At 57.6% G+C, this 26,934-nt stretch carries 30 protein-coding genes and 1 tRNA gene; 16 read left to right on the forward strand and 15 right to left on the reverse strand.

Going from position 1 to position 26,934, the window contains the following annotated elements; all coding sequences use genetic code 11:
* Window positions 1-11: 11 nt before the first annotated feature.
* The 5 genes from rplT to pyk form a co-directional block, all read right to left on the reverse strand.
* Window positions 12-377: a 50S ribosomal protein L20 gene (gene rplT / locus AVO44_RS16590; protein ID WP_039523695.1), complete on the reverse strand. Its 366-nt coding sequence runs from the start codon at window positions 375-377 to the stop codon at window positions 12-14.
* Between the two features lie 14 nt (window positions 378-391).
* The gene (gene rpmI / locus AVO44_RS16595) at window positions 392-592 is read right to left on the reverse strand and encodes a 50S ribosomal protein L35 (RefSeq protein WP_010443552.1); all 201 of its coding nucleotides are present in this window, start codon (window positions 590-592) and stop codon (window positions 392-394) included.
* A gap of 182 nt (window positions 593-774) precedes the next feature.
* Window positions 775-2,325: an alanine/glycine:cation symporter family protein gene (locus AVO44_RS16600; protein WP_068339238.1), complete on the reverse strand. Its 1,551-nt coding sequence runs from the start codon at window positions 2,323-2,325 to the stop codon at window positions 775-777.
* Between the two features lie 14 nt (window positions 2,326-2,339).
* The gene (locus AVO44_RS16605; protein ID WP_068339240.1) at window positions 2,340-2,777 is read right to left on the reverse strand and encodes a universal stress protein; all 438 of its coding nucleotides are present in this window, start codon (window positions 2,775-2,777) and stop codon (window positions 2,340-2,342) included.
* A 234-nt stretch (window positions 2,778-3,011) separates the two neighbouring features.
* Complete coding sequence (gene pyk, locus AVO44_RS16610) at window positions 3,012-4,457, reverse strand: pyruvate kinase (RefSeq protein ID WP_068339244.1); 1,446 nt, start codon at window positions 4,455-4,457, stop codon at window positions 3,012-3,014.
* A 133-nt stretch (window positions 4,458-4,590) separates the two neighbouring features.
* On the opposite strand from pyk, the gene AVO44_RS16615 reads away from it, so the two are divergent.
* From AVO44_RS16615 to AVO44_RS16625, 3 genes are all read left to right on the forward strand, one after another.
* Window positions 4,591-5,328, forward strand: a complete 738-nt coding sequence (locus tag AVO44_RS16615) for an N-formylglutamate amidohydrolase (RefSeq protein ID WP_068339247.1) — start codon at window positions 4,591-4,593, stop codon at window positions 5,326-5,328.
* Between the two features lie 76 nt (window positions 5,329-5,404).
* On the forward strand, window positions 5,405-5,644 hold the full coding sequence (locus AVO44_RS16620) for a DUF6868 family protein (protein WP_068339250.1): 240 nt from the start codon (window positions 5,405-5,407) through the stop codon (window positions 5,642-5,644).
* 77 nt (window positions 5,645-5,721) lie between these two features.
* Window positions 5,722-6,036, forward strand: a complete 315-nt coding sequence (locus tag AVO44_RS16625; protein ID WP_068339253.1) for a DUF1244 domain-containing protein — start codon at window positions 5,722-5,724, stop codon at window positions 6,034-6,036.
* A gap of 44 nt (window positions 6,037-6,080) precedes the next feature.
* On the opposite strand, the gene AVO44_RS16630 is transcribed toward AVO44_RS16625, so the two are convergent.
* The 3 genes from AVO44_RS16630 to dgcN form a co-directional block, all read right to left on the reverse strand.
* Window positions 6,081-6,941, reverse strand: a complete 861-nt coding sequence (locus tag AVO44_RS16630; RefSeq protein ID WP_068339256.1) for a D-amino-acid transaminase — start codon at window positions 6,939-6,941, stop codon at window positions 6,081-6,083.
* A gap of 10 nt (window positions 6,942-6,951) precedes the next feature.
* Complete coding sequence (gene dgcA / locus AVO44_RS16635; RefSeq protein ID WP_068339259.1) at window positions 6,952-7,917, reverse strand: N-acetyl-D-Glu racemase DgcA; 966 nt, start codon at window positions 7,915-7,917, stop codon at window positions 6,952-6,954.
* A 63-nt stretch (window positions 7,918-7,980) separates the two neighbouring features.
* A complete protein-coding gene (gene dgcN / locus AVO44_RS16640; RefSeq protein ID WP_068339550.1) occupies window positions 7,981-8,982 on the reverse strand; it encodes an N-acetyltransferase DgcN in 1,002 nt (333 codons plus the stop codon).
* Window positions 8,983-9,278: 296 nt separating this feature from the next.
* Here dgcN and AVO44_RS16645 point away from each other — a divergent pair, with 296 nt between their 5' ends.
* Complete coding sequence (locus tag AVO44_RS16645; RefSeq protein ID WP_068339262.1) at window positions 9,279-10,241, forward strand: L-malyl-CoA/beta-methylmalyl-CoA lyase; 963 nt, start codon at window positions 9,279-9,281, stop codon at window positions 10,239-10,241.
* Between the two features lie 29 nt (window positions 10,242-10,270).
* On the opposite strand, the gene AVO44_RS16650 is transcribed toward AVO44_RS16645, so the two are convergent.
* Together AVO44_RS16650 and AVO44_RS16655 are read right to left on the reverse strand one after the other, a co-directional pair.
* Entirely contained in the window at window positions 10,271-10,846 is a 576-nt protein-coding gene (locus AVO44_RS16650) for a PA14 domain-containing protein (RefSeq protein WP_068339265.1), read from the reverse strand.
* Between the two features lie 117 nt (window positions 10,847-10,963).
* The gene (locus AVO44_RS16655; RefSeq protein WP_068339552.1) at window positions 10,964-11,416 is read right to left on the reverse strand and encodes an Lrp/AsnC family transcriptional regulator; all 453 of its coding nucleotides are present in this window, start codon (window positions 11,414-11,416) and stop codon (window positions 10,964-10,966) included.
* Window positions 11,417-11,489: 73 nt separating this feature from the next.
* Here AVO44_RS16655 and AVO44_RS16660 point away from each other — a divergent pair, with 73 nt between their 5' ends.
* Together AVO44_RS16660 and AVO44_RS16665 are read left to right on the forward strand one after the other, a co-directional pair.
* The gene (locus tag AVO44_RS16660; protein WP_068339268.1) at window positions 11,490-12,086 is read left to right on the forward strand and encodes a LysE family translocator; all 597 of its coding nucleotides are present in this window, start codon (window positions 11,490-11,492) and stop codon (window positions 12,084-12,086) included.
* Window positions 12,087-12,254: 168 nt separating this feature from the next.
* Entirely contained in the window at window positions 12,255-13,217 is a 963-nt protein-coding gene (locus tag AVO44_RS16665) for an acetyl-CoA carboxylase carboxyltransferase subunit alpha (protein WP_068339271.1), read from the forward strand.
* 4 nt (window positions 13,218-13,221) lie between these two features.
* On the opposite strand, the gene AVO44_RS16670 is transcribed toward AVO44_RS16665, so the two are convergent.
* The 3 genes from AVO44_RS16670 to AVO44_RS16680 form a co-directional block, all read right to left on the reverse strand.
* Window positions 13,222-14,349, reverse strand: coding sequence for a lytic murein transglycosylase (locus AVO44_RS16670; RefSeq protein WP_068339274.1), 1,128 nt, complete (start codon window positions 14,347-14,349; stop codon window positions 13,222-13,224).
* Between the two features lie 111 nt (window positions 14,350-14,460).
* Window positions 14,461-15,108, reverse strand: coding sequence for a GntR family transcriptional regulator (locus AVO44_RS16675; protein ID WP_068339278.1), 648 nt, complete (start codon window positions 15,106-15,108; stop codon window positions 14,461-14,463).
* Window positions 15,109-15,138: 30 nt separating this feature from the next.
* Window positions 15,139-15,834 carry a M48 family metallopeptidase gene (locus tag AVO44_RS16680; RefSeq protein WP_068339281.1) on the reverse strand — a complete coding sequence of 232 codons (696 nt, stop codon included), beginning with the start codon at window positions 15,832-15,834 and terminating at the stop codon, window positions 15,139-15,141.
* A gap of 100 nt (window positions 15,835-15,934) precedes the next feature.
* Between AVO44_RS16680 and AVO44_RS16685 the strand changes: the two genes are divergently transcribed.
* Together AVO44_RS16685 and AVO44_RS16690 are read left to right on the forward strand one after the other, a co-directional pair.
* On the forward strand, window positions 15,935-16,261 hold the full coding sequence (locus tag AVO44_RS16685) for a TIGR02300 family protein (protein ID WP_068339284.1): 327 nt from the start codon (window positions 15,935-15,937) through the stop codon (window positions 16,259-16,261).
* A 141-nt stretch (window positions 16,262-16,402) separates the two neighbouring features.
* Window positions 16,403-16,478: transfer RNA gene (locus tag AVO44_RS16690), tRNA-Ala, on the forward strand.
* A gap of 72 nt (window positions 16,479-16,550) precedes the next feature.
* Here AVO44_RS16690 and AVO44_RS16695 read toward each other — a convergent pair.
* Window positions 16,551-17,081: a ZrgA family zinc uptake protein gene (locus AVO44_RS16695; protein WP_082677526.1), complete on the reverse strand. Its 531-nt coding sequence runs from the start codon at window positions 17,079-17,081 to the stop codon at window positions 16,551-16,553.
* A 250-nt stretch (window positions 17,082-17,331) separates the two neighbouring features.
* On the opposite strand from AVO44_RS16695, the gene AVO44_RS16700 reads away from it, so the two are divergent.
* The 8 genes from AVO44_RS16700 to speB all read left to right on the forward strand — a co-directional run bounded on the left by AVO44_RS16700 (window position 17,332) and on the right by speB (window position 26,330).
* Window positions 17,332-18,603: an imelysin family protein gene (locus AVO44_RS16700; protein ID WP_068339291.1), complete on the forward strand. Its 1,272-nt coding sequence runs from the start codon at window positions 17,332-17,334 to the stop codon at window positions 18,601-18,603.
* Window positions 18,604-18,739: 136 nt separating this feature from the next.
* Window positions 18,740-19,033, forward strand: a complete 294-nt coding sequence (locus AVO44_RS20760; RefSeq protein WP_082677527.1) for a (2Fe-2S)-binding protein — start codon at window positions 18,740-18,742, stop codon at window positions 19,031-19,033.
* On the forward strand, window positions 18,981-19,466 hold the full coding sequence (bfr, locus tag AVO44_RS16705; RefSeq protein ID WP_068339295.1) for a bacterioferritin: 486 nt from the start codon (window positions 18,981-18,983) through the stop codon (window positions 19,464-19,466). The genes AVO44_RS20760 and bfr overlap by 53 nt, the downstream gene beginning before the upstream one ends.
* Complete coding sequence (locus tag AVO44_RS16710; RefSeq protein ID WP_205626552.1) at window positions 19,426-20,967, forward strand: di-heme oxidoreductase family protein; 1,542 nt, start codon at window positions 19,426-19,428, stop codon at window positions 20,965-20,967. The genes bfr and AVO44_RS16710 overlap by 41 nt, the downstream gene beginning before the upstream one ends.
* Before the next feature lie 120 nt (window positions 20,968-21,087).
* Window positions 21,088-22,977 (forward strand): biosynthetic arginine decarboxylase, encoded by a 1,890-nt coding sequence (gene speA, locus AVO44_RS16715; protein ID WP_068339304.1) that lies wholly within the window; start codon window positions 21,088-21,090, stop codon window positions 22,975-22,977.
* A 24-nt stretch (window positions 22,978-23,001) separates the two neighbouring features.
* Entirely contained in the window at window positions 23,002-24,213 is a 1,212-nt protein-coding gene (locus AVO44_RS16720) for a saccharopine dehydrogenase family protein (protein WP_068339308.1), read from the forward strand.
* A gap of 108 nt (window positions 24,214-24,321) precedes the next feature.
* Window positions 24,322-25,491, forward strand: coding sequence for a carboxynorspermidine decarboxylase (nspC, locus tag AVO44_RS16725; protein ID WP_068339311.1), 1,170 nt, complete (start codon window positions 24,322-24,324; stop codon window positions 25,489-25,491).
* A complete protein-coding gene (gene speB / locus AVO44_RS16730) occupies window positions 25,488-26,330 on the forward strand; it encodes an agmatinase (protein WP_068339318.1) in 843 nt (280 codons plus the stop codon). Before nspC ends, speB begins: the two co-directional genes overlap by 4 nt.
* Here speB and AVO44_RS16735 read toward each other — a convergent pair.
* Window positions 26,327-26,917, reverse strand: a complete 591-nt coding sequence (locus AVO44_RS16735; protein ID WP_068339321.1) for an HD domain-containing protein — start codon at window positions 26,915-26,917, stop codon at window positions 26,327-26,329. The two genes, speB and AVO44_RS16735, sit on opposite strands and share 4 nt — an antisense overlap.
* Window positions 26,918-26,934: the final 17 nt, after the last annotated feature.

Consider the following 26,934-nt stretch of genomic DNA (forward strand, 5'->3'; position numbering starts at 1 on the left):
CTGAAAGAGGATCAGGCAGCCAGGGCGGCCTGTGCTTTGGCGACGATCGCGCCGAACGCTTCCGGTTCGTGCACGGCCAGGTCGGCCAGAACTTTGCGGTCCACTTCGATGCCGGCCAGGTTCAGGCCGTTGATAAAGCGGGAATATGTCAGAGCCTCGTCATGGCTACGCACAGCTGCGTTGATCCGCTGGATCCACAGTGCGCGGAAATTGCGCTTGCGGTTCTTGCGGTCACGAGTTGCGTATTGGTTGGCCTTGTCGACGGCCTGTGTTGCAACTTTGAAGTTGCTCTTACGGCGACCATAATAGCCTTTTGCGGCTTTGATGATCTTCTTGTGACGGGCGTGAGTTACGGTTCCACCTTTAACGCGGGACATCTCTTAATCTCCTCTTAGCGGTCGTAGGGCATGTAGCCCTTGACGATCTTTGCGTCGGGGGCGGACAGTGTGGTGTTGCCACGGGCGTCGCGGATGAATTTCTTGGTCCGCTTGATCATGCCGTGCCGTTTGCCGGCTTGGCCAGCAAGGACCTTACCGGTTGCAGTCACCTTAAAGCGCTTCTTGGCGCTCGACTTTGTCTTCATCTTAGGCATTTCCGTCTCCTTTCAGGGTTCGGTACAAAACGCGACTCGGCATGCCATCTCGGCCGGTCACGCGATCAGATGCGCCGTTTACGCAAGTTCGTTCATACTGGCAAGGGGGTTTCGACCGGAATCTGCGCTTTTCGTACAGCGGTTGGGCGCCGGGGCAACCGCAGCTGCCCCGGTAGATTATTCTAGTGGCTGAATTTGCGGATCTCGCCGCTTTTCAGCCGCCCTGCATAGCTGGCCAGCTCTTGCCGCACCACTTTCATCAGGAAGTAAAGCGCAAAGACGTTCACAACCGCCATCGCAAAGATCGCCGCATCCGAGAAGTCGATGACCGGGCCAAGGTTGGCCGCCGCACCAATAACCACGAAGACGCAGAAGATGACCTTGAACACCAGTTCGGTAGTGTGACCTTCGCCAAACAGGTAGGTCCAGGCCTTCAGCCCATAGTAGGACCAACTGATCATGGTCGAAAATGCAAACAGAACGACCGCGACCGCCAGCACATAGGGGAACCAGCCAAAGGCGCTGGCAAAAGCGGCCGAGGTCAGACTAACACCCGAGTTACCATCGACGGTGGCAATCGCGTTGCCTGCTTCGTTCAGCATGTAATTGCCGGTTTCCGGATCAACGATCAGCTGTTGCGTAATGATGATCACCAGTGCGGTCATGGTACAGATCACCACCGTGTCAATGAACGGTTCAAGCAAGGATACGAACCCTTCGGTGATCGGCTCTTTGGTCCGAACGGCAGAGTGTGCAATAGCTGCTGAGCCAACGCCCGCCTCGTTCGAAAACGCCGCACGACGGAAGCCCTGGATCAGTGCGCCGACCATGCCGCCAGCAACTCCCAAACCTGTGAAGGCACCTGCGAAGATTTGACCGAATGCCCAACCGATCTGATCGGCGTGCATGATGATGATCACCAACGCGGCCAGCACATACATGATGCCCATGAACGGCACGACTTTCTCAGTCACACGCGCGATGGACTTCAGCCCGCCGACGATCACTGCAAAGACGATACCGGCAAAGATCAGACCCGTGATCCAGCCGGGAAAATCTCCAACAATGCCCGCAATCTGCTGGTGCGCCTGATTGGCCTGGAACATATTGCCGCCGCCCAGCGCGCCGAGGATACAGAAGATCGAGAACAGGACGGCCAGAATCTTGCCGCCTGGCAAGCCCAACTCATTAAAGCCTTTGGACATGTAATACATCGGACCGCCCGAAACGGTGCCGTCTTCGTATTCGTTGCGGTATTTCACGCCCAACGTGCATTCGGTGAATTTCGACGCCATGCCCAGCAGGCCCGCGACGATCATCCAAAAGGTGGCACCCGGTCCACCGATGCCGACAGCCACTGCCACACCAGCAATATTGCCAAGGCCAACAGTGCCCGACAGCGCCGTGGCAAGGGCTTGGAAATGGCTAACCTCTCCGGCGTCATTTGGATCGGAATAATCGCCTTTTACAAGGCTGATGGCGTGACCGAAAAAGCGGAACTGTACAAAAGCGAAATACAGCGAAAACACGGTTGCCGCGACGACCAGCCACCCAACGATCCATGGAAAGCCGGTGCCCGGAAACGGGGCGAAGATAAAGCTGACAAAGGGGCCGGTGAAATCGGCGAAGGCCTGATTGATCCTATCGTCCAGACCCGTCGCGTCTTGCGCGAGCACGGGGCTGGCGAACATGGACGCGATGGCAGCAAGGCTCAGATTGCGAAACATAGTCATTCTTGTCCCTCCCCTTAATTCACGACTGTGACGGGTACATCTGCGTGCATCACCAGATTCTGGGTTGAACTGCCAAACAGACGTTTCTTGAAACCGTCTGCAGAAGCGCGCCCAACGACGATCTGGTTGCCGCCATTTTCCACCGTGATTGCATTCAGCGTCTCGGCGACGTCGCCATGACGTACAATGCCATGAGCCGTGAAACCGGCGGCGTTCAATGCGTCCACCGCAGGGGTAACGATACGTGTTGTGGCCAGTTCGATCTCTTCCTCGCGCCGCTTGTGTCGCTGCGCGTTTTCTTCGGGTGTCTGGAAAGTGAATGGGGACCATTCAATCACATAAACCACAAGCAACTCACACGAGCTGATGCGCGCTGCCAAATCCTTGGCAAATGCGATTGCGCGTTCCCCGGTTTCTGTCCCGTCCAGTCCAATGACAATCTTGGTTGTCATGACGTTCCTCCGTTTTTGTAGATTATACCGGAGCCCGCACTCCGGCGGGGCAGCCGGAACCTGGAACTTGTTGAGTAGACTGCCCCTACGGGGCCAGTATCGGGGAAAAACACCAAAAAATAGAGGTAAATCTGAAGAATTCACCCACTAACATCATAATTTGTTGATATTATTGTTTTTATTATGCCTAAATTTTAAGCTCAGCCAAGGTTCAAGACAGCAAACTGACCCGGATCAACCCGGATCAGTGTTATAGATCAGGCGCTCATCGCATGGCGCAATGCGTAGAATATTAGTCGTTCCGGGTACGTTGAACGGCACACCGGCAGTGACCACGATCTGGTCGGTCTCGGCCGCGAACCCGCCGGCACGGGCTGCGCGGGCAGCGTTTACTACGGCACCCTTGAAACGCTCAAGCTCGGGCGTCATTACGCAATGGCACCCCCAGCTTAAACACAGACGCCGCGCGGTTCCGGTGGCAGGCGTCATCGCAATGATCGGCACACCGGGCCTTTCCCGCGCAGTCAACAGCGCCGTGGTGCCGCTTTGGGTAAAGCAGCAAATCGCCTTGATGTCAGTCTTTTCCGCGATCTCACGCGCCGCTGCCACAATGCCGTCTGCGATCGTTGTCCCCTGTGCCGTCCGCGACGCTGCGATGATCTGCGTGTAGGTCGGGTCAGCCTCGACCTCGATCGCGACCTTGTTCATGGTTTGCACGGCCTCAATCGGATAGGCACCGGCTGCAGACTCGGCGCTGAGCATGATGGCGTCTGTGCCCTCGTAAATGGCGGTCGCCACGTCCGAAACCTCGGCCCGTGTGGGCATCGGGCTTTCGATCATGCTTTCCAGCATCTGAGTGGCCACGATGACGGGCTTGGCGGCACTTCTGCACTTGCGGACCAGTCGTTTCTGGATCGGAGGCACGGCAGAGACCGGCAGCTCAACCCCCAGATCGCCCCGCGCAACCATGATCCCGTCCGATGCGTCGAGGATGTCGTCAAACGCCTCGACCGCTGCTGGCTTTTCGATCTTGGACAAGATCGAGGCGCGGCCATCAGCCAGCGCGCGGGCCTCGAAAACGTCCTTGGCGCGCTGAACAAAGCTAAGCGCCAGCCAGTCAACACCCAGTTGGCAGACAAACTCAAGGTCGTCGCGGTCCTTGGACGAAAGCGCCGCTAAGGGCAGTACGACATCAGGAACATTCACGCCTTTGCGGTTCGAAATCGTTCCGCCGACCTCAACCGTGCAGCTGGCGAAATCATGGCCGCAGTCCTGAACGATCAGGCGTATTTTCCCGTCATTGACCAACAGACGCGCGCCCGGCTCCAGCGCCTCAAAAATCTCGGGGTGCGGCAGACACACTCGGCCCGCGTCACCCGGCGCCGGATCAAGGTCCAGTCGGAAAACAGCGCCCTCTTCCAATTCTTCCGCGTCATTTGCAAAAACACCCACACGCAGTTTCGGCCCCTGAAGGTCCGCCAGAATCGCAATTGGGCTGTCGAGGTCCTTTTCCACCTGCCGAATGATCCGATGACGTTCACGAATCTCATCGTGGCTACCGTGGCTCATGTTCAGGCGAAACACATCGGCACCTGCCTCGTGCAGGGCGCGAATGGTGTCATAGTCATTGGACGCCGGTCCCAGCGTCGCCACGATTTTTACATTTCTCAGGCGTCGCATTGGCGGTGCACTCCTTGGGTGTTTTCTTGATTTTGCAAAATTGTTACCGCAAACATTTCTTCATGCCGCTTATTGCGCAATTCCCTTTCCGAAGCAACTGCCCTAAACCTGCGGCAAACAAGATGACAGGCTTATGACGTATTCTCCGTTTTTTATCCATGGGGCTGATCGCCCTTCGCGTTGGCTCATCACCTGCGACCACGCTACCAACACGGTGCCACCCGAAGTCAATGGCGGAGACCTTGGCCTGCCACGCGAGGATATGGAGCGCCACATTGCCTATGACGTGGGTGCGTATGAAGTGTCAAAGCATCTGGGCGAGATTTTGAATGCGCCTGTGATCGCAGCCAATTTTTCGCGCCTTGTGATTGATCCGAACCGGGGTGAGGACGACCCGACCCTTTTGATGAAGCTCTATGACGGCTCGATCATCCCCGGCAATCGCCATGCCGATGCGGTTGAGCGTGAACGGCGTCTGAACATGTATTACCGCCCCTACCACGCGGAATTGGAGCGTATGGCAGGCCTGCCGCACGCGGTGATCGTCTCAATGCATTCATTCACCCGCCAATTGCGCGGCCGCGACCCACGGCCTTGGCATGTTGGGGTTTTGCACACCCGGGACGAGCGGTTCTCGCGCCCTTTGGTCAACCGACTAAAGGCTGAACCCGACCTGTGCGTAGGTGTCAACGAACCCTATACAGGCGTTCTGCCCGGGGATGCGATTGATCGGCACTGCACCGCCCACGGGCGGCCAAACGCCTTGATCGAACTGCGAAATGATCTGATCGCTGACCACACGCAACAACGCGCTTGGGCTGAGCGGCTTGCTGTCATCCTGCAAGACGCCTTGGCGGATAGCGGCCTTTGAACCGAGGTGCCGCCAAGGCCAAAACCGTTGAGATTCAGGTCTGGGCTCCCCAGATATCAAAAGAAAGGAGGCAACGATGACACAAGAATTACTGACCTCTTTCTTTGGTTGGATGGCCGTGCTCAACATCGCTGTTCTGCTGTTTAGCACAGTAATGATTTTACTGATGCGGGACTGGATCGCAGATGTTCACGGCAGGATGTTCCAGATGGAGCGTTCAGATGTAAGACGAACGTATTTCCGATACCTTGCCACCTATAAGATCCTGACCCTCATTTTCTGCATCGTGCCTTGGCTGGCCTTGAGGCTTGCCTGACATGCTGTTTATTGAAACATCGCCTTCGGACCGCTAGGTCAGGTGCAGACCCTAGCAAAATCACCCGGAGTCAGCCCATGGACAAGCAAACCGAAATCGAACTTCAGGCCGCCGCCTTCCGCCGGTTGCAAAAGCACCTGATGGAAGATCGTACAGACGTGCAGAATATCGACATGATGAATCTGACTGGGTTCTGCCGCAACTGCCTGTCGCGCTGGTATCAGGAAGCAGCCAATGAAAAAGGCATCGAGATGGGCAAAGAAGAAGCGCGCGAAATTTTCTATGGCATGACCATGGATGACTGGAAAGCCAATTACCAAACGGATGCCAGCCCGGAAAAGCAAGCCGCTTTTAAGGTTGCATTTGAAGAGAATGTCGGGAAAACCGACTGAAGCGCTAAAAGAAAAAAGGCCCGCTGATCCGGCGGGCCTGTTCTTTAGATCGCCGCCTTTCGGCTTTCGTCCAAATAGATTTCGCGCAGCCGTTTGGCAATCGGGCCGGGCGTGCCGTCACCCAGCATGACACCGTCAATTTCAATTACAGGCATGACAAAGGCGCTGGCAGACGTGGTAAAGGCCTCGTCGGCCTCTTTGGCTTCGTCGATGGTGAACAGGCGTTCTTCGATTTCCATCTGCGCCTCGGCTGCCATGCGCAGCACAGCCTTACGCGTAATGCCGTGCAGGATGTCGTTCGACAGCGGACGGGTCACGATCTTTCCGTTCTTGACGAAATACGCATTGTTGCTGGTGCCTTCGGTGACATAACCGTCTTCGATCATCCACGCGTCGTCACACCCGGCGGCCTTGGCCATCATCTTGCCAAGCGAGGGGTACAGCAACTGCGTTGTCTTGATATCCCGGCGGCCCCAGCGGATATCCTCGATCGAGATGATCTTGGCACCCGTTCTTGACGCCTCGCTGTCGGCCAGACCCGGTTTGTTCTGAGTAAACAGAACCATCGTTGGCTTGGTGTCCGCAGGCGGGAACACAAAATCCCGGTCGCCATCGCTGCCGCGGGTGACCTGCAAATAGACAAGCCCCTCTTCGATACCGTTCAGTTCCACCAGCTTGCGGTGAATCTCGAGCAGTTCATCCATGCTGCAGGGTTCGGCCATCTGAAGCTCATTCAACGAACGCTTCAGGCGCACCGCATGCCCGTCGAAATCGATCAGTTTGCCATCCAGAACGCTGGTGACCTCGTAAACGGCATCGGCCATCAGGAAACCGCGGTCGAAGATCGAAACTTTTGCCTCGGTCTCGGGCAGGTATTCGCCATTCACGTAAACGGTGCGGGTCATGTATGTCTCCTCAACCCCAGAGCGCCGCACTTGGCGGATGCACTCCGGCGTCATCAAAAATCAGCGGGGTGTCGCGGTCTTCGGCCAACAGAAGCGGGCCGTCAAGGTCCGTTACCATCGCACCCTGCGCCAACAATGTCGCAGGGGCCATGGCCAGAGAACTACCAACCATGCATCCGACCATCACTTTATAGCCCTCAGCCAACGCCTGACTGCGCAGAGCCAGCGCCTCGGTCAAGCCGCCAGTCTTGTCGAGCTTGATATTGACCACATCATATTTGCCCTTCAAAGCGGGCAAGCTTGCCCGGTCGTGGCAGGATTCGTCGGCGCAGACAGGCACAGGGCGATCCATCCCGATCAACGCGTCATCTTCGCCTGCGGGCAAAGGTTGCTCAACCAGTTCGACACCCAGCCGCACAAGATGGGGCGCAAGATCGGCGTAAACTTCTGCCGACCAACCTTCATTGGCGTCGATAATGATCTTGGCGCCGGGGGCACCTGTCCGGACAGCTTCGAGCCGTGGCATGTCGTCCGGTGTGCCCAGCTTGATCTTTAGCACGGGACGATCCGCATTTGCTGCGGCCTGAGCCCGCATCGCCTCGGGCGTGTCCAGCGACAGGGTATAAGCAGTAATCTCCGGGCCCGGCATTGGCAGGCCAGCCAGTTCCCACGCCCGCTTACCCGCTCGTTTGCATTCCAGGTCCCACAACGCACAATCCACGGCGTTCCTGGCGGCACCGGCGGGCAGAAGATCCATCAGCGATTGGCGGGTGAATTCTTCGGGCAAACCTACGATCTCGGCCTCGACAGACCCGAGCGTTTCATCGTAGCGCGCATAGGGAACACATTCACCCCACCCCTGATGCGCACCATCTGAGACACGCACGGTCAGCACCTTCGCTTCGGTCCGCGACCCGCGCGAGATCGTAAAGACCTGCGCCAACCGGAACACATCACGCGTGACATCAATCTTCACACAACCGCTCCTTCATCATTCCCTAAAAGGACCGCCAGACACACGTCTAGCCGGGCTTTTTCATCACATCGCAGCCAGTGCGTCGACCAGTTTGCCCGCACCGAAGCGGAATGGATCGGTCGCAGGCAGACCCATGTCGGCTTCCAGCTTGGCCAGATAGGCGGTCGCGTCCTCGTCGCTCATGTGCTGAGTGTTAACCGAGATGCCGACGACCTGACAGTCCGGGTTGGCGACTTTCGCCAGCGCCAGTGCGGTGTCGCGCAGCGTCTCCAGCGACGGCAGTTGATAGGTCGGCAGGCCGCGCATGTGCTCTCGCGTCGGCTCATGACACAGGATCAGCGCATCCGGCTGACCGCCATGAATTAGCGCCATGGTCACGCCCGAAAACGACACGTGGAACAATGAACCCTGCCCTTCGATCAGGTCCCAGTGGTCGTCGTCATTGTCTGGTGTCAGCCACTCGATCGAGCCAGCCATAAAATCCGCGATCACAGCATCCAGCGGAACACCGTCGCCGGTGATCAGGATACCGGTCTGACCAGTGGCACGAAACGTGGATTTCATTCCGCGCTTGCGCATCTCGGCATCCATCGCCATCGCCGTGTACATCTTGCCGACCGAGCAATCGGTGCCAACGCCAAGGCAACGCTTGCCCTTGCGCTTGATGCCGTTTGCAATCGGATAGTCCACTTCGGGCACGCGTACATCATGCAGCTTGCGACCGGTCGCCTCGGCCACGGCAACCAGATCGGGCTCATCGCGCAGCAGGTTGTGCAAGCCCGAGGCCAGATCGAAGCCCTCCTCCAGCGCCATCACCAGAACCTTTTTCCATTCCTGGCTGATGACCCCGCCACGATTGGCCACACCTATGACCAGGGTCTTTGCCCCGGCCTCTTTCGCTTCGGTCAACGACATGTCCGTCAGACCCAGATCAGCCTTGCAGCCGTCCATCCGGTATTGACCCACGGCATTTTCGGGACGCCAGTCTTTGATGCCAATTGCCACTTTGGCCGCCAATTGGTCGGGCGCATCGCCTAAAAACAGCAGGTACGGTGTCTCGATCATCGCGGTTTGCTCCTTTGTTTCCATCGCAACCTATGGGACATACCCGACGAGTGTTTCGCGTTTTCCTCTGGCATCATCGGGTCATGCGGGAAAATCTTGCGTCAGATTTGAATCTTTTGAAATTTTCTCTCAAGTTTTCAGAGCGATTAATCTTTAATCACCAGCCAAACACTCACTTTGCCGAAAATGCTGCAATTGCATTGCCGCACCTGCATATAGGCGCTTGCGCATGGTCGCGCAATTTAATACCTCAATGAGTGAAAAAATTGTAATTTCATTTCTCGGAAGAGGTCCAGATGAGTTTTCGCCTTCAACCCGCCGCACCTGCGCGCCCCAACCGTTGTCAGTTGTTCGGGCCGGGATCCAACACCAAGCTGTTTCCGAAAATGGCAGCATCGGCTGCGGATGTGATCAACCTGGACCTAGAGGACTCGGTCGCCCCTTCGGACAAGGACATCGCCCGCGCCAACGTGATCGAGGCACTGAACAGCGTCGATTGGGGCACAAAATACATGTCGGTGCGGATCAACGGCCTCGACACGCCCTATTGGTACCGGGATGTGGTGGACCTGCTGGAACAGGCTGGTGACCGTCTGGATCAGATCATGATACCCAAGGTCGGCTGCGCGGCGGATGTTTACGCGGTTGACGCGCTGGTCACCGCGATCGAACGCGCCAAAGGTCGGACCAAGCCTATCAGCTTCGAGGTCATCATCGAATCCGCCGCCGGTATCGCCCATGTCGAGGAAATCGCGGCCTCGTCCCCCCGCATGCAAGCAATGAGCCTGGGGGCGGCTGATTTTGCGGCTTCGATGGGGATGCAGACCACCGGGATCGGCGGAACGCAAGAGAACTACTACATGCTGCGCGAAGGTGAGAAACACTGGTCCGATCCGTGGCACTGGGCGCAAGCCGCCATCGTCGCCGCTTGCCGGACCCATGGCGTACTGCCAGTCGACGGGCCGTTCGGCGATTTTTCGGATGATGAAGGCTACATCGCCCAGGCCAAGCGTTCAGCCACGTTGGGCATGGTCGGCAAGTGGGCGATCCACCCCAAACAGATCGCCTTGGCCAATCAGGTTTTCACTCCATCGGACGAGGCCGTATCCGAAGCGCGCGAAATTCTCGCTGCAATGGAACAGGCCAAGGCCAATGGTGAAGGTGCCACCGTCTACAAAGGTCGTCTAGTCGATATCGCGTCGATCAAACAAGCCGAGGTGATCGTCGCACAGGCCGAACTGATTGCTGCAAATGGATAAAAAAAGGCGCCCTGCGGGGCGCCTTGCTGCTAACGCCCGAAGACGTTGTTTGGTGTCCAGGTGAACCGTTCACCTTTCTTGCCCGACTTCATCATCAGGCAGGATGTTCCAAGCTTTTGAAAATAGTATATTTTCAAAGGGTACCATCCGGCCTGCGGCACCTCGACCTCGGTTCTTTGGTTGGCTTCGCATCCCTGAATGCCCCGGACAAGGCCAATCTGCTGGCCACCAACCCACGCCTCGATCCCGTCATTCGACCAGGTTTCAATTTCATAGACTCCGGGGGAGTCGAACTTCATGTAACCGGTAATCTCGGCCGCGACATTGTAGGGGTCAGTGAAGGTCAGGACCGGCTCACCCTTGTTGGTGTCCCTGTAGTCCAACCCAATAAGCGGTTGCCCCGGCTTAGCGTCAGACAGAAGGCTTTTTGCCTGGCTTAGATCGCGGATTTTTCGCTGCGTTCCCTTGCCAATGTACTTCACATCCAACCCGGCCTTTGGGTTAGGCTGCGGATTGGCAGGCTGCAGTTTAAGCGGCGCGGAAAAAACTGCCCCGGCCAATAACGAAATGGCTGCGGCAATCACTGCGGTCCTAACAAATGTCATGGTCACCTCCCTGTGTGTGGCGTCGGTGGGGTTTGTCCTTTTTCGCGAGCCCGTTGAGATGACAGTAAGACCTGAGGATTTCACCCGCAAGTCGGTTAAAGGCGACATTTCCAACCTTCAGGCCCGCATATCCTTGGGCGATCCCATCACCACGTAAGATGTGATCGAAGTCACATGCGGCAGCGTACCCAGCACGTCAGTATGGAACGTTTTATAAGCGGGAAGATCGGCACACTCCACGCGCAACAGATATTCAATCGTTCCGGTTATATTGTGGCATTCGACGACTTCCGGCGCACGCTGCAACGCGCGTTCGAACCCCTCCTGCGCAGCCTTGGTATGCTCCCCCAGACCGACGCCGATGTAAGCCACAAACCCCACGCCCAGCGCGGCCGGGTTCAGCACCGCGCGATACCCCGAGATAACGCCTGTACGCTCAAGCTCCTGCACCCGGCGCAAACAGGCTGACGGCGACAGGCCCACGCGATCCGCAAGTTCAAGGTTGCTGATACGCCCATCACGCGTAAGCTCACGCAATATTCGTTTGTTTATCGGATCAATCTTCGTCATTAATTGCAAGATTATCGCAATCATGCACTAAAACGCAATTTCATTTGGCCAAACAGCGGTAAGTATCCGCACCATGACCTATGATATCCTACTGGCCCTAATCGCCTTTGCTTTTGTCTCTTCGATAACACCGGGGCCGAACAATCTGATGCTGATGGCGTCAGGTGCCAATTTCGGATTCCGTCGGACCATCCCGCATATGCTGGGTATCGGGCTGGGGTTCAGCTTTATGGTATTGCTGGTCGGCACTGGATTGGCGCAAATGTTCGACCGGTATCCGGTAAGTTACACAGTGCTGAAGGTCGTATCGGTCGTCTACCTGCTGTATCTGGCATGGAAGATTGCGCATGCGGCCCCCGTAAGGGGCGCGAATACAACAGGCAACCCCATGACCTTTCTGCAAGCTGCTGCGTTTCAGTGGGTGAACCCCAAGGCATGGGCGATGGCGCTGACGGCCACCACAGCCTATACGCCGGATCACACGCTGCAGGCTATTCTTGTTGTGGCCTTGGTTTTTGGCGCGGTGAACCTGCCGTCGGTCAGCACATGGACTGTGCTTGGGCAACAGATGGCGCGGGTCTTGACAAACCCGCGCCGGTTGGTGGCTTTCAACTGGACAATGGCCGCCTTGCTTGTCGCCTCGCTCTACCCCGTTGTATTGCCGAACTGAATTACGCCAAGGGTGGGCAGAATTCGGTCCGATAGCTGTTTGCCGCTGGCATCTCATCCTTCTCTTTGCGCAATCGTGGTCGTATATTCCACGCGCACAAATCTTGCCGAGTTGCATCCCGGGCGACGTCAGGTCATATAGCAGGGTAATTCCGCGTTAAGAGGCGTCATGACCCAGTATCTGGATTTCGAGAAACCCCTGGCCGAGATCGAAGGCAAGGCCGAGGAGTTGCGCGCGTTGGCCCGTGCCAACGAAGAAATGGATGTGTCCGAAGAGGCTGCGGCCCTGGATGCCAAAGCTGCCAAGCTGCTGGACGAGCTTTACGGCGATCTGACTCCGTGGCGGAAATGCCAAGTGGCGCGCCACCCGGAACGCCCTCACTGCAAGGATTACGTCGAAGCGCTGTTTACCGAGTTCACCCCCCTTGCGGGCGACCGGAATTTTGCCGACGATCTGGCTGTGATCGGCGGTTTGGCCCGGTTCAATGACCAACCTGTCATGGTCATCGGACACGAGAAAGGGTCAGACACCAAATCGCGCATCGAGCGCAATTTCGGTATGGCCCGGCCCGAAGGCTATCGAAAAGCCGTGCGCCTTATGGAGATGGCCGGGCGTTTTGGCCTGCCCGTGATCACCCTGATCGACACGGCAGGTGCCTACCCCGGCAAAGGGGCCGAGGAACGCGGCCAGTCAGAGGCCATCGCACGCTCGACCGAGATGTGCCTGAAGATCGGTGTGCCCTTGGTGTCAGTCATCATCGGCGAAGGCGGTTCAGGCGGGGCTGTGGCCTTTGCCACGGCGAACCGTGTCGCGATGCTGGAACACTCGGTCTACTCTGTGATTTCGCCCGAAGGCTGCGCATCGATCCTGTGGAAGGATGCAGAGAAAATGCGCGAGGCCGCCGAGGCACTGCGCCTGACAGCGCAAGACCTGCACAAGCTGGGTGTTTGTGACCTTATCATCAAGGAACCAAAGGGCGGCGCCCATCGTGATCGCCTCGCCACCATGGACTCTGTCCGAGACGCAGTTACCCGGATGCTGAAAGAGTTGGACGGTAAAGACGCGGCAGCCCTGATCAAGGACCGCCGACAAAAGTTTCTGGATATCGGCTCAAAAGGGCTGGCGGCGTAACCCGTCAGCCGCCCAAACTGCGCAACAACGCGACCGAAGGTTCGCCAGTCACCGGAAGACCGGAGGCACGTTGATAGGCGCTGATGGCCGATTTGGTGTTGTTACCAATCACCCCGTCTGCACCCTGCGTGTCATAGCCAGCCGAAGTCAGGCGGCGCTGAAGGTCCTTACGATCTTCTAGCGTCAGACCCGTCGCATCCGGTCCGAACGAGACTTGAAACGGCGGGCCACCGGCGATGCGGTCAGACAGATGTCCGACGCCTATCGCGTAGCTGTCCGAATTGTTGTAGCGCTTTATCACCTGGAAATTACGGAACACTGCAATGCGTGGCCCGGGCTTCTGTGGTTGCAACACTGCGGCAGGCGTGCCCGAAACTGTACCAACCTCGCCCCCCCAAGGCTGTCCGCGCACCCAACCCGCGCGGGACAGATAGGCGGCGGTCGAGGCCAGCGAATCTGTCGGGTCCTCAGACCAGATGTCGCGCCGCCCGTCACCGGTGAAATCCACGGCATAAGCCAGATACGACGTCGGAATGAACTGCGTGTGCCCCATCGCCCCGGCCCAACTGCCGGTCATGTTCGCGGGGGTGGTGTCTCCGTCCTGAATGATCTTCAAGGCAGCCACCAACTGCTTTTCGAAAAACGCACCGCGCCGCCCATCATAAGCCAGCGTCGAAACCGCCGACACCACAGGTACATCCCCGCGCCGCGCGCCATACCGACTTTCCAAACCCCAAACGGCCACGATCACCTCTTTATCGACGCCGTATTTCGCCTCGATCTGCGACAGGGTTCCGGCGTGCCGCACCAGCATTTTCTTGCCAGTCTCGATCCGCTCATCCGAGGCCGCGATGGCCAGGTAATCCTCAAGCGATCGTTTGAATTCGACCTGATTGCGGTCCCGCTCGATCACATCGGGCAAATAACCAGCGCCCCGAAAGGCGGTGTTGATCGTTGTTTGCGAGATCCCCTGCGCCGCGGCCCGGCCCTTGAACCCAGCCACCCAAGCGTCCCATCCGGCGTTGGGAACAGCCTGCATCCGCGAAGCTGGTGTATTGGTTGAGCTTCCGGTGGAACACGCGGCCAACAGGGTCGACCCAAGTCCCAAAGAAAAAATCCGTCGATTGATCATGGTTTAAATCTGCTCTTGTTATGATTTGGTCCAGCGTAGCGCAGACCCGGCCTTCAAACCAGAACCACGACGCCAAACAGACGCAATCTCAGAGCTTCGGCAACAAGCCGCCTAGCTGACCAGCAAGCGCAGGCCCTGTGTCACGTCCGAACGAACCGCCAGACGCAATCCGGGCTCATCCCCGGCCTGAAGGGCGGCAATGATAAGCTTATGGTTATGCGGCGGCTCGGTGCGCCGCAACCGGCCGTAAAGCGCGCGCATCGTGGGGCCAAGTTGCAGCCAGACAGTTTCCGCAATTGCTAACATCGCCGGGGCTTGCGCCCGCAGATAAAGCGTGCGGTGAAACTCCAGATTGCTGCGGATATAGCCGACGGCATCCCGTTTGGTGACCATCTCAGCCACGGTTACGTTGATGCTTTGCAGGCGATCGATCAAAGCCATATGCGCCCGTGGCAGGGCACGGCTGGCCAGTTCGACCTCAAGCAGCGCGCGCAGGGCGGCAAGTTCTTCGATCCGGTCATTGGTCAACTCCGGCGTCGAAACACGGCCCGAAGAGGACAGGAACAGAGCCCCTTCGGCGGCCAACCGACGCACAGTCTCACGCGCCGGGGTCATCGACACGCCGAATTCCTTGCCGATCCCACGCAGTGTCAACGCCTGTCCCGGCGCAATCTCACCATGCATGATACGCGCGCGCAGGGTGCGATACACGCGGTCATGCGTGGCGGTCTGGGATTCAGAAGTGCGCGTGGTCAACATTCGCTTATGTGATCACAAATAACGGCAGGGTCAACTCATGACCGCGTCGAATCTGTATTGATGCAGCTTCGTCCCGTTGTCGCGCAACCATCGCCGCTGGTCGCTGTAGTCGCCGAAAATCCGCTCGACCTGCGCCCAGAATGCGGGTGAATGATTCATCTCAATCAGGTGTGCGACCTCGTGCGCCGCCACGTAGTGCAGGATCTCGGACGGGGCGAGGATCAGTCGCCATGAAAACATCAGCCCCCCGGCCGAGCTGCAAGACCCCCAGCGCGATCGCGTATCGCGGATGGTCAGGCCAGAGTAGGACCGGCCCAGCATTGCCGCATAGTCATCGCAGGCCCCGGTCAGACGATCCCGCGCCAATTCCTTAAGAAAACGTGCCAGACGCCGCGCTTCCGCGCCTTTCGGAACCGCAATCTCGTCGCCTTGCAGTTGGACACGTCGTCCCTGTGCGGGAACGATTCGTCGTTCCTGTCCCTCAATGGGGATGGTTTGACCGAACTGAACCACAGCCGGGTCGGGTCGGTCGTCCAAATGTCGGCGTATCCACTCTTCTTTCGTGCGCGCAAAACTCAACGCTTCTGCCTCAGGAACGCCTTGCGGATAGGTCAGCGTAACCCGCCCGTCCAATTGGGAAATCCGAAGGCTGATCCGCCGCGCTCGCGCCGATTTACGCAGCGTCAGCGGCACCGGAGGCGTTCCCGGCAATGCGTGATCTCCCATATGCCTGTTTCTCCTGCTCAAAGGCTTTGACAGTGCCCGCTGCATGTGGCACGTGACCTGAATCATTATTACGACTCACCTGATATCAAGGGGATTTGACATGCCCAAGGAAGAATGGGGCGTAAAGCGCGTTTGCCCGACCACTGGCAAGCGGTTTTACGACCTGAACAAGGACCCGATCATCAGCCCCTACACCGGCGAGATCGTTGAGCTTGAGACCGGCAAAAGCCGGATGATCGCCGCTGACGCGGAAGACGCCGCATCGGCCAAAGCGCGCAAAGAATCATCGGACGACGATCTGGTTCTGGATGATGACGACAATGTTGACGTCGATCTGGACGACGATCTGCTGGACGATGATGACGACGATAGTGACAACGTCTCGCTGGACGATATCACCGACATGTCGTCGGAAGACGAGAACTAAAAACGGTCAGAGGCGGCGCCTTGCCGCCTCATACCCACCCACGGACGCAACGCGGAAAGTTTTGCGGATTTCCATTTTTGGACTTGCACTCGTAGCCGCCGTCTCATAAACGTCCGTCCACTGCTTCGGCAGTACCTGAATGGGGCCTTAGCTCAGTTGGGAGAGCGCTTGCATGGCATGCAAGAGGTCAGGGGTTCGACTCCCCTAGGCTCCACCAAAACCTTTCATGATACTATCGGCGTAGTTGACGTAAGACTTCGATATACGGCCACATGTAGTTGCGCGCACATCAGAGCGACAAGTCAGGCGCAGTTCGCGATATTTCCTGAGTACCGCGGTGACCGGATCGATTGACATAAACAAGCAGTTTTTCAACATTCGGGAAGCGATCAAAGAATTCAAAACGCATGGTCTCGACCGCTTGGATGTTCTGGCATCGTATCTGGTATTCAGCCTGAAAATGGTTTTGGTTTCCCTTTAAATTCTGCGCGGTATCCGTGGCCTGCCCCAGTCCGACGGCTGACAGCGTGACATTGGCCACCGCAGTGAAACATACCGCTTCATCAGCAACCACAAACAGTTTCAGCGGCTCGGACAGATCGGAAATCGCCACTGCAATCGACGTCTGGGCTGCACTATTTTCTGATGGGTGTTCAGGCCCGAGAATTTCTGCGGATGGCAGGTTTAGTGACACCGAAAAAGCCGTATCCGAAAACACGATTTCCATGCGGCCTGTGCCGGTTTCCTGCGTAAAAGCCTCATCAGGATACAACAAAACGACCCCAGACATCAGGGTCAGATAGACAGCAGGACTTCTCATAATCGGACACCGCCCAACAAGGAATCACGTGTTTATACTACGAAGTTTAAGGTCACGCAGAATCTTGGTCCTTGTGCGCAATCCTATCTCAATTCGGGCCGAAGAGCCAAAAAATGAGCTAAGCGGTTGGGCCGGTCGCTCTGAAAAGAAAACTTGGATTGACATAACTGACTAATTCACTCAGTTATTGCGCCGAACGCGTCGCCGACGACGCCTGTGAATTTGTTTCTGACAGGAAAGTGTCACCCAAATGGCCCGATTTTTTACCGCCACCAGCATTCTGACCCTCGGCATAGCCTCTGCAGCCGGTGCAGCGGATGCGCCGTCGAAGGCTGATGTTCTGAACACCTACGCCAACATCGCCGAAGCGAAATACGATGACAGCCTGATCGCGGCCAAAGCGCTGCAAGAAGCCGTGAACGCCCTGATCGCTGAGCCGTCGGATGCCACGCTGAATGCAGCCCGTGCAGCCTGGATTGCCGCTCGCGTTCCGTATCAGCAGACCGAGGTTTACCGTTTCGGCAATGCGATCGTGGATGATTGGGAAGGCAAGGTGAACGCATGGCCACTGGATGAGGGGCTAATCGACTATGTCGACGCCTCGTACGGCGGTCCGACCGATGAAAACGAATTCGCGGCGCTGAACGTGATCGCCAACCCCTCGTTCGAGCTTTCAGGTGAAACCATCGACGCCGGTCAGATCACCCCGGAACTGCTGGGCGAGACATTGCACGAGGCCGACGGGATCGAGGCGAACGTTGCCACGGGCTATCACGCGATTGAATTCCTGCTGTGGGGACAAGACCTGAACGGCCACGGTCCGGGCGCAGGCAACCGTCCTTACACCGACTATGTTCAGAGTGACGACTGCACCGGCGGCAACTGCGATCGCCGCGCTCAGTACCTGAGTGCGGCAACCGACCTGCTTGTAAGCGATCTGGAGTGGATGACCGCGCAATGGGCCGAAGGTGGCGAAGCACGCGCAGCGTTGACCGCTGATGAAATTGCGGGCGTCTCGGCCATCGTGACCGGCATGGGATCACTGTCTTATGGTGAACAAGCTGGCGAGCGCATGCGCCTTGGCCTGATGCTGAACGATCCCGAGGAAGAACATGATTGCTTCTCGGACAACACCCATAACAGCCACTATTACGACGGCTTGGGCATTCAGAACGTTTATCTGGGAAGTTACACACGCATCGATGGCACCCCGGTGTCCGGTGCCTCGTTGTCTGACCTGGTGATCGCATCTGACCCGGCACTGGACGCCGAGATGAAGACCAAGCTGGCCAACACGATGCAAGCTTTGGGGCGGATCAAGTCAACCGCCGAGGCCGGTTTTGCCTATGACCAGATGCTTGAGCGCGGCAACGCAGGTGGCGAGCAGTTGATCATGAGCGGTGTCAACGGTCTGATTGACCAGACCAGAAGCATCGAACGGATCGTGACCACTTTGGAACTGGATCAGATCGACTTCGAAGGATCCGACAGTCTGGATAACCCGGACGCGGTATTCCAGTAAGAACCACGTAGGCGCAACTAAGGCCGGATGCATAAGCAAAATCATGCGTCCGGCCTGCCGGTCACTGCAATTTCGACTGGACCCGGATTATAAAACTGACTAATTAAGTAGGAAATATTCTGAGCACAGATTCGCCATGATCGTATGCCACTGCACAAACATAACTGATCACGATATCCGGGCCGCAATCGACTGGATGCGGACCTCGGACTCGGAGGCGATCATCACGCCCGGCAAGATCTACCATGCCCTTGGAAAATCAGCGGATTGCGGCGGATGCATGCCGCTTTTTCTGGACACGATGAGATCGAACGATAATCTGGAAGTACCCATCCAGCTTCGTGCGTTGCGCACCGAGGCATCACAGGAGAGTGCAGATGAAGGGCGATCCCAAGGTCATAGACTATCTCAACAAGTCTCTGCGGCATGAGTTGACAGCCGTCAGCCAGTATTGGTTGCACTATCGCTTGCAGGAGGACTGGGGCCTAGGCCATATGGCCCAGAAAAGCCGCGAAGAATCCATCGAAGAAATGGGGCACGCAGACAAGCTGATTGAACGCATCATCTTTCTGGAAGGCCATCCCAACCTGCAGAAACTTGACCCTCTGAGGATCGGTCAGACCCCTAAGGAAACGCTTGAATGTGATCTTGCCGCCGAACATGACGCGCGAACCCTGTATGTCGAGGCACGCGAATACTGCCGTGAGGCTGGTGACTATGTATCAATGTCCCTGTTCGAGGACCTGATCAGCGATGAAGAGGGCCATATTGACTTCCTCGAAACGCAGCTTGACCTGTACGAAAGGATCGGCGAAGCCAATTATGCGCAACTCAACGCATCGAAAATGGACGAGGGCGAGTAGTCTCGTTGCCCTGTCGGTGGCCGCTTTTGCGGCCACACAATCCCCCGCAGCAGAGCTGCAAGATCTCCACCTGAATTTCGAACCCCGCACCAAGGATGAACGCGCGCGTATCGCCGGCGTCGTCGCTGCGCCCAGTGATTTCAGCACACCGCAACCCTACGAGGAACTGTCTGCCGGGGCCGCCACCGTCCGCGCCCGGACCGATGCGGATGCGTTCTCTCAGCCCTCAGCCAACCTGAGTTTTGAGCAAGAGCTGGACTTCAAGGTCGGCAACGGATTGTTCAAGAAAATCTGGGTATCTTCTCCGGCGTCGACACTCGCGTCGGATGGTCTGGGGCCGCTTTACAATGCGCGATCATGCCAGCGCTGCCATATAAAGGACGGGCGCGGGCATACGCCCAACGGCCCGAATGACAACGCGATCTCGATGTTCCTGCGCGTGTCGATCCCCGGTGGCGCAGACTACGCCGAGATCGAAGATTACATCGCCACACAACCCGAGCCGACCTATGGCGGTCAAATGCAGGATTTTGCCCTGCCCGGCCACCCGGCCGAATACCGTTTGGACATAGTGTACGAAGACGTGCCCGTTACCCTTTCAGATGGTGAGGTCGTCACCCTGCGCAAGCCGACCTACACTGCGGCTGACCTGGGCTACGGCCCGCTTCACCCCGAGACGATGCTCAGCCCGCGCGTGGCGCCTCAGATGATCGGCCTTGGGTTGCTTGAGGCCATCCCGGTTGAAGATCTGCTGGCCAATGCCGACCCCGAGGACGAGGATGGTGACGGGATTTCTGGTCGCCCGAATATCGTGTGGGCGATCGAATATGGCGCGCCGATGGTCGGGCGGTTCGGGCACAAGGCTGGAATGCCCACGATCATGGATCAATCTGCCTCGGCTTTCGCTGGCGATATCGGAATCTCCAACCCGCTCTATCCTGCAGCCCATGGCGATTGTACCGCAGCGCAGATTGAGTGTGTTGACGCGGTGCATGGCGATGGTGATGACCGCGTGTTTGAGATCGGCCATGAGGGGATGGACCTTGTCGCCTTCTACAGCCGAAATCTGGGTGTCCCGGCGCGACGTGATGTGAACGACCCACAGGTGCTGCACGGAAAGCAGGTTTTTCACGACTCAGGCTGCGCATCCTGTCATACGCCCGCCTTTGTCACCCATCGTATGCCGGACCGGTCCGAACACAGCTTTCAGCTGATTTGGCCCTATTCCGATCTGTTGCTGCATGACATGGGCGAAGGATTGGCCGACAACCGCCCTGAGGGCCGCGCGACGGGCCGCGAGTGGCGCACACCACCGCTGTGGGGCATTGGGCTAACCAAGCAGGTCTCAGGTCATACCCAGTTTCTGCATGACGGCCGCGCGCAAACGCTGCTGGAGGCCATTTTGTGGCACGGTGGCGAAGCACAGGCAGCCCGCGACAAGGTGGTTGCCATGCCCAAACCTGACCGCAACGCCCTGATCCGTTTTCTGGAAAGCCTTTGACCTATGCCCGCCCAGCGTAAATTCGGCAAACCCTGTCACATAGATTACACTTGGAAGAATCAAACTGCTGCCGTATTGGCGGGCGCTGAATTGGCACCCTCACTTTAAGGACTGACTTGCTTGAAACAGACGCCCGACGCACCGCATTCCATCTACGGGGTTGATAAATGGGGCAAAGGCCTCATTGAGGTAACCGAACATGGGGAAATCGGTCTGCGCAATCCCATGGCACCCGAAGCGGCGGCGATCAGCCTGCCCGGTATCCTGCGTGATCTGGACCAGCGCGGCATCAAGGCACCAATGGTTTTGCGTGTGTCATCCTATCTACAACACGAGATCGCACACCTGAACGAAAGCTTCAGCGACGCCATCGCGCGCGTCGGCTACAAAGGCAACTATCGCGGCGTCTTCCCGATCAAGGTGAACCAGCAAGCCCAGGTCGTCGACCGCATCGTCGAATTCGGGAAAAAGTACAATTACGGTCTGGAAGCTGGTTCCAAACCCGAACTCGTGGTTGCGCTGGCCCATCGCCTGGCCCCCGAGGCCTTGATCGTGTGCAACGGTGTAAAGGATGCCGAGTTCATCCAACTGGCAATCCTCAGCCGCAAGATCGGTTTCAACACGGTCATCGTACTGGAAAGCCCGAAAGAGGCCGATACGGTGATCGAGGTCTATAATGAGCTGGGCATCGAACCCCTGATCGGGGTACGGGTGAAGCTGACCAACCAGATCAGCGGTAAGTGGGAAGAAAGCTCGGGCGACCGTTCGGCCTTTGGCATGAACACAGACCAGCTTGTCGCCACGATCGATAAGCTGCAAGCAGCAGGTCTGCTGCATTGCCTGAAATTGCAGCACTCACATCTTGGGTCTCAGGTGCAGGACGTCAACGATGTGCGCCGCGCCGTGGGTGAGGCGTGTCGCTACTACACCGAAATGACGCGCGAGGGCGTGCCGCTGACGCATCTGGACCTTGGTGGCGGCATGGGTGTCGATTACACCGGCGAGAAAAAGGCGGCCGAGAACTCAATCAACTACACGGTCGAGGAATACTGCGCCAATGTGGTCGAAACCGTGGCCTATGCAATGGATGAGGCCGAAGTGGACCATCCCACGCTTGTCACCGAAAGCGGGCGCGCAGTGGTGGCGACATCTTCGATGTTGGTCTTCAACGTGCTGGAAAGCACCCTTTATGACGCACCAAACGGCCCTAGGGTGGAGGCCGAAGATCACCATCTTGTTTCCGATCTGGCGGCTGTTCATGGGTACCTCAGCAGCGACCGGCTGCAGGAATGCTGGAACGATGCCACTTTCTATCGCAACGAATTACGCGCCCTGTTCCGGCGAGGATACGTAGACCTGCGCCAGATGGCCCGCGCCGAACGCATCTACCTGTCACTCATGGCCCGCCTCAAGGCGCTGGCTGCAACTGACGGTCTGGAAACCGATGTGGACGAGCAGCTTGAGCAAGTGGCCGATATCTACCACTGCAACTTCTCGCTGTTCCAATCGCTGCCCGATGTCTGGGCCATCGACCAGTTGCATCCCATCGTGCCGCTTCAGAACCTGAACCAGACACCTGATCGCCGTGCGGTTCTGTCCGATATTACCTGCGACAGCGATGGCAAGATCGACCGGTTTATCCTGGCCGACGGTGTGTCGCCCAGCCTGCCGGTGCATTCCCTGCCCGAAGACGATGAATACTTCATGGGCGTCTTCTTTGTCGGTGCCTATCAGGAAACGCTGGGTGATCTGCACAACCTATTCGGTGACACCAACGTTGTCACCATCGACCTGCGCCCTGACGGTGGCTTTGACCTGCTGCATGAACAAGAGGGCGACACGATCAGCCAGGTCCTGTCATATGTCGAATTCGACCCACAGGACTGTGTTGCCGCGTTCCGCAAAATGGTGGACGAGGCGATCTCGACCGGTACTCTGATGGCCAAGGATCGCAAAACCCTGATGGGCGCGTATCGCGACTCGATCAACGGGTACACCTATTACGAATAACCACGGCGAAAGGAGATTTTTCCCATGGGTAAAACACTGGTTGTCGGCGCGGGCGGTGTATCGCACGCCGCCGTGCACAAGATGGCAATGAACTCGAACATCTTTACCGAAATCACTCTGGCAAGCCGAACCAAGGCAAAATGCGACGCGATCGCCAAATCGGTGAAAGAGCGCGTGGGCGTGGATATCAAGACCGCCGAACTAGATGCTTACAAAGTTGCCGACACGGTCAAGCTGATCAAGGAAACAGGCGCCGAAATCCTCGTAAACCTCGCCCTGCCCTATCAGGATCTGGTGCTGATGGACGCGTGCCTTGAGGCCGGCATCCACTATCTCGACACCGCGAACTATGAGCCCGAGGATGAAGCCAAGTTCGAATACCACTGGCAATGGGCTTATCAAGACAAATTCAAAGAGGCCGGCCTGACCGCCATCCTCGGGTCGGGCTTTGATCCGGGCGTGACATCCGTCTTCGCCAAATGGCTGAAAAAACACAAGCTGGATACGATCCGGCAGATCGACGTGCTGGACGCCAATGGCGGCTCGAACGATCAGGAATTTGCCACCAACTTCAACCCGGAAATAAACCTGCGCGAAGTTCTGGCCGAGGTCCGCCACTGGGAAGGTGGCGAATGGAAACACTCCCCCGCCATGACCCACAAGGTCGAGTTCGACTTCCCCGCCATCGGGCCGAAGAACATGTACCTGATGTATCACGAGGAACTGGAATCGCTCTCGACCCACTTCCCCGAGATCGAGCGCGCGCGGTTCTGGATGACCTTCGGGGACGCCTATATCACCCACGCCAAAGTGCTGCAGAATGTCGGGATGACCCGGATCGATCCGGTGATGCATGACGGGAAAGAGATCATTCCGATCCAGTTCCTGAAAACCCTGCTGCCTGATCCGGGCGATCTGGGCGCGGAAACCAAGGGCAAGGCTTGTATCGGCGATATCGCCACGGGTCAGGCCAAGGACGGGTCAGGCGAGAAGACCTATTACATCTACAACATTTGCGACCACGAGGAATGCTATGCCGAAGTCGGCAGCCAGGCCGTCAGCTACACCACCGGCGTCCCCGCTATGATCGGCGCGGCGCAGGTGCTGAAAGGCAACTGGACCGAACCAGGTGTGTGGAACATGGAACAGCTCGACCCCGATGACTTCATGGATATGCTGAACGAACATGGCCTGCCCTGGCAGGTCCACGAGCTCGACGGCCCGGTCGAATTCTGATCGCCCAGGACGGTCTGCACGGCCGCCCTGTTTCATCTGGCCAAAAATATCCCGGGGGGTTCGGGGGGCAGAGCCCCCCCGGCCTTTCCACAATCGGAGACGCCGGACATGTCCGACATGATGACCACACAGGCCGGAGACGCCGGCGCCTTCCGCAATCTCGACCTCAACCGCGTGCCCTCGCCTTGCTTTGTGGTTGATGAGAAAGCTGTCGAGCGGAACCTACGCATCCTTGCAGATGTCGGCACCCGATCCGGTGCGCATATCCTAAGCGCGCTCAAAGCGTTTTCGATGTTCTCGCTAGCCCCTTTGGTGCGCCAGTACTTGGGCGGAACCTGCGCCAGCGGCATCTATGAGGCTCGTTTGGGTCGCGAAGAATACGGTGGCGAAGTCGCAACCTTCTGCGCCGGGTACAAAGACGCCGATATAGATGAAATCCTTTCGCTGTCTGGCCACATCATCTTCAATTCTCCGGCCCAGAAGGCTCGCTTTCAGTCCAAGGCGCATGCGGCGGGCGTTCAGGTCGGTCTGCGTATCAATCCGGAACATTCCGAGGGCGAGATTCCAAAATACGATCCCTGCGCCCCATGCTCGCGGCTTGGCACACCGGTCAGGCAATTGACCGCCGAGGCGATGCGCGGTGTCGACGGTCTGCACATGCACACGCTTTGTGAACAGGGGTTTGACCCCTTGCAGCGCACGTGGGCGGCCGTTGAACCCAAAATCGCGCCTTATATCGGACAGTTGAAATGGCTGAATTTCGGCGGCGGCCATCACATCACCCGAGAGGACTATGACCGCGACGGGCTGGTCGCCTTTATCCAGACCATCCGAGAGAAATACGGCGTCGATGTCTATTTGGAACCCGGCGAGGCCATCGCGTTGGACGCAGGCATTCTAATCGGCGAAATCCTCGACCTGCCGACCAACGGCATGAACCTTGCGATCACCGACATTTCGGCAACCTGCCACATGCCCGACGTGATCGAAGCCCCTTATCGCCCCGCCCTGATGGATGAGGCCCACGCGGGCCACACTTATCGGTTGGGTGGTCCATCCTGTCTGGCGGGCGACGTGATCGGGGATTACACATGGGACAAACCGCTGGAAATCGGACAGCGCTTTGCCTTTCTAGATCAGGCGCATTATTCGATGGTCAAAACCAACACATTCAACGGTGTTCCCTTGCCAACCATCGCGCTGTGGAACAGCGAAACGGACGAACTGAAAATCGTCAAACAATTCGGCTATGACGACTTCAAGGTCAGACTCTCATGAGCATTTTCCTCGATAGTGAACTGACCGCATCTGAGCGTACAGAAGACGCCCGGTTCCGGGTAATCCCTGTGCCGCTGGAGCGGACCGTCTCTTACGGGTCTGGCACCGCCAAAGGCCCAGGCGCGATCATCGAGGCCAGCAATGAACTTGAACGCATCACCGGCCATGCTGAACCCTGCGTCGAGGGGATATTCACCGAAAAACCGCTGGATTGCACCGGCACCATGCCCGACGTGATGGCCCGCCTCGCCCAGCGGACCGAGGCTGCCGTTCGTGCGGGCAAAGTCCCGGTGACACTGGGTGGAGAGCATTCGCTTAGCTACGGTGCGGTGATGGGCGTTGCGCGTGCCCTGACTCAACCGATTGGTATTGTCCAGATCGACGCCCATGCCGACCTACGCAACGCTTATCAGGGCGAAAAACACTCGCACGCATCGGTGATGCATCTACTGGCCGAGGAAGGCATCCGCCTGGCCCAGTTCGGCGTCCGCGCGTTTTCCGCCGAAGAGGCACAGAGCCGCCTGAAAAACCATGTTTTCCATGTGGATGCCGAAGAACTGGTCACAGGCGGCATCCATGCCATCGACCTGCCCGAGGACTTTCCCAAGCTGGTTTACGTCAGTTTCGATGTAGACGGTTTGGACCCGTCACTGATGCCTGCCACTGGAACCCCTGTACCGGGCGGATTGGGGTACTATCAGGCGCTGCGATTGGTCGAACACGCTCTGAAAGGCCGCACATGTGTGGGCTTTGACGTGGTCGAGTTGGCCCCCGACGGCAATGCCGCCTGGGACTTTACCGCGGCGCAAATCGTGTATCGCCTGATGGCCGCCTGTTAATCTTCGGCCGTTTCGTTCAACTCCATATGCCCCTCGCCCTTGTTCAGGACGCGACGCAACATGGGTTCGAAGAAGTCCAGCGGTTTGGTTGGATAGTTCGGGTCAAAGGCTTTCTGATCGTATTCATGGCAGAAATAGCGGCAATCCTCCCAATAGGGACTGTCGCGATACTTGTCGCGGGCGTTGCGATCACCGCCCAGATGATGGTTGTAGTAGTAACCCTGAAACACGCAGTGGTGCTTTAGAATCCAATAGGTTTTCTCGCTGACATACGGCTTCATCATCGCCGCCGACAGTTCGCCGTGATTGTAGGGTGAAAGGATGTCGCCAGTGTCGTGGATCAGGGCTGCGACAACCAGTTCTTCATCCGCACCATCCTCATAGGCTCGCGTGGCGGCTTGCAAACTGTGTTGATAGCGGTTCACCGGATAGGGCGTCCAGTCCTCATCCAAAGACCGGATCGCGTCCAGAATCCGATCGGGCAAAGCGGCATTATAAGCCTCTTCATACTCCATCACGGCGTCCCAATCGGCCCTCGTTGCCTCTTCAAAACTGGTCCAGGTGGGTTTGTGGCTTTTGTCCAGCATGGCGTGGTCCTTTGGCT

The sequence above is a fragment of the Ruegeria profundi genome (assembly GCF_001507545.1).
Taxonomy (GTDB): domain Bacteria; phylum Pseudomonadota; class Alphaproteobacteria; order Rhodobacterales; family Rhodobacteraceae; genus Ruegeria; species Ruegeria profundi.

What these genes read in the sequence shown, in the direction of transcription:
- AVO44_RS16710 (WP_205626552.1), top strand. Translation starts at nt 19,426, where the DNA reads ATGCGCAACTCAACGCATCGAAAATGGACGAGGGCGAGTAGTCTCGTT.
- pyk (WP_068339244.1), bottom strand. Translation starts at nt 4,457, where the DNA reads ATGCGACGCCTGAGAAATGTAAAAATCGTGGCGACGCTGGGACCGGCG.
- AVO44_RS16670 (WP_068339274.1), bottom strand. Translation starts at nt 14,349, where the DNA reads ATGATCAATCGACGGATTTTTTCTTTGGGACTTGGGTCGACCCTGTTG.
- AVO44_RS16655 (WP_068339552.1), bottom strand. Translation starts at nt 11,416, where the DNA reads ATGACGAAGATTGATCCGATAAACAAACGAATATTGCGTGAGCTTACG.
- bfr (WP_068339295.1), top strand. Translation starts at nt 18,981, where the DNA reads ATGAAGGGCGATCCCAAGGTCATAGACTATCTCAACAAGTCTCTGCGG.
- dgcN (WP_068339550.1), bottom strand. Translation starts at nt 8,982, where the DNA reads ATGATCGAGACACCGTACCTGCTGTTTTTAGGCGATGCGCCCGACCAA.
- AVO44_RS16720 (WP_068339308.1), top strand. Translation starts at nt 23,002, where the DNA reads ATGGGTAAAACACTGGTTGTCGGCGCGGGCGGTGTATCGCACGCCGCC.
- AVO44_RS16630 (WP_068339256.1), bottom strand. Translation starts at nt 6,941, where the DNA reads ATGACCCGCACCGTTTACGTGAATGGCGAATACCTGCCCGAGACCGAG.
- AVO44_RS16625 (WP_068339253.1), top strand. Translation starts at nt 5,722, where the DNA reads ATGGACAAGCAAACCGAAATCGAACTTCAGGCCGCCGCCTTCCGCCGG.
- AVO44_RS16620 (WP_068339250.1), top strand. Translation starts at nt 5,405, where the DNA reads ATGACACAAGAATTACTGACCTCTTTCTTTGGTTGGATGGCCGTGCTC.
- rplT (WP_039523695.1), bottom strand. Translation starts at nt 377, where the DNA reads ATGTCCCGCGTTAAAGGTGGAACCGTAACTCACGCCCGTCACAAGAAG.
- AVO44_RS16600 (WP_068339238.1), bottom strand. Translation starts at nt 2,325, where the DNA reads ATGACTATGTTTCGCAATCTGAGCCTTGCTGCCATCGCGTCCATGTTC.
- AVO44_RS16680 (WP_068339281.1), bottom strand. Translation starts at nt 15,834, where the DNA reads ATGGGAGATCACGCATTGCCGGGAACGCCTCCGGTGCCGCTGACGCTG.
- AVO44_RS16615 (WP_068339247.1), top strand. Translation starts at nt 4,591, where the DNA reads ATGACGTATTCTCCGTTTTTTATCCATGGGGCTGATCGCCCTTCGCGT.
- AVO44_RS16650 (WP_068339265.1), bottom strand. Translation starts at nt 10,846, where the DNA reads ATGACATTTGTTAGGACCGCAGTGATTGCCGCAGCCATTTCGTTATTG.
- speB (WP_068339318.1), top strand. Translation starts at nt 25,488, where the DNA reads ATGAGCATTTTCCTCGATAGTGAACTGACCGCATCTGAGCGTACAGAA.
- AVO44_RS16685 (WP_068339284.1), top strand. Translation starts at nt 15,935, where the DNA reads ATGCCCAAGGAAGAATGGGGCGTAAAGCGCGTTTGCCCGACCACTGGC.
- AVO44_RS16735 (WP_068339321.1), bottom strand. Translation starts at nt 26,917, where the DNA reads ATGCTGGACAAAAGCCACAAACCCACCTGGACCAGTTTTGAAGAGGCA.
- AVO44_RS16695 (WP_082677526.1), bottom strand. Translation starts at nt 17,081, where the DNA reads ATGAGAAGTCCTGCTGTCTATCTGACCCTGATGTCTGGGGTCGTTTTG.
- nspC (WP_068339311.1), top strand. Translation starts at nt 24,322, where the DNA reads ATGTCCGACATGATGACCACACAGGCCGGAGACGCCGGCGCCTTCCGC.
- AVO44_RS16605 (WP_068339240.1), bottom strand. Translation starts at nt 2,777, where the DNA reads ATGACAACCAAGATTGTCATTGGACTGGACGGGACAGAAACCGGGGAA.
- AVO44_RS16665 (WP_068339271.1), top strand. Translation starts at nt 12,255, where the DNA reads ATGACCCAGTATCTGGATTTCGAGAAACCCCTGGCCGAGATCGAAGGC.
- AVO44_RS16645 (WP_068339262.1), top strand. Translation starts at nt 9,279, where the DNA reads ATGAGTTTTCGCCTTCAACCCGCCGCACCTGCGCGCCCCAACCGTTGT.
- rpmI (WP_010443552.1), bottom strand. Translation starts at nt 592, where the DNA reads ATGCCTAAGATGAAGACAAAGTCGAGCGCCAAGAAGCGCTTTAAGGTG.
- AVO44_RS16700 (WP_068339291.1), top strand. Translation starts at nt 17,332, where the DNA reads ATGGCCCGATTTTTTACCGCCACCAGCATTCTGACCCTCGGCATAGCC.
- AVO44_RS20760 (WP_082677527.1), top strand. Translation starts at nt 18,740, where the DNA reads ATGATCGTATGCCACTGCACAAACATAACTGATCACGATATCCGGGCC.
- AVO44_RS16675 (WP_068339278.1), bottom strand. Translation starts at nt 15,108, where the DNA reads ATGTTGACCACGCGCACTTCTGAATCCCAGACCGCCACGCATGACCGC.
- AVO44_RS16660 (WP_068339268.1), top strand. Translation starts at nt 11,490, where the DNA reads ATGACCTATGATATCCTACTGGCCCTAATCGCCTTTGCTTTTGTCTCT.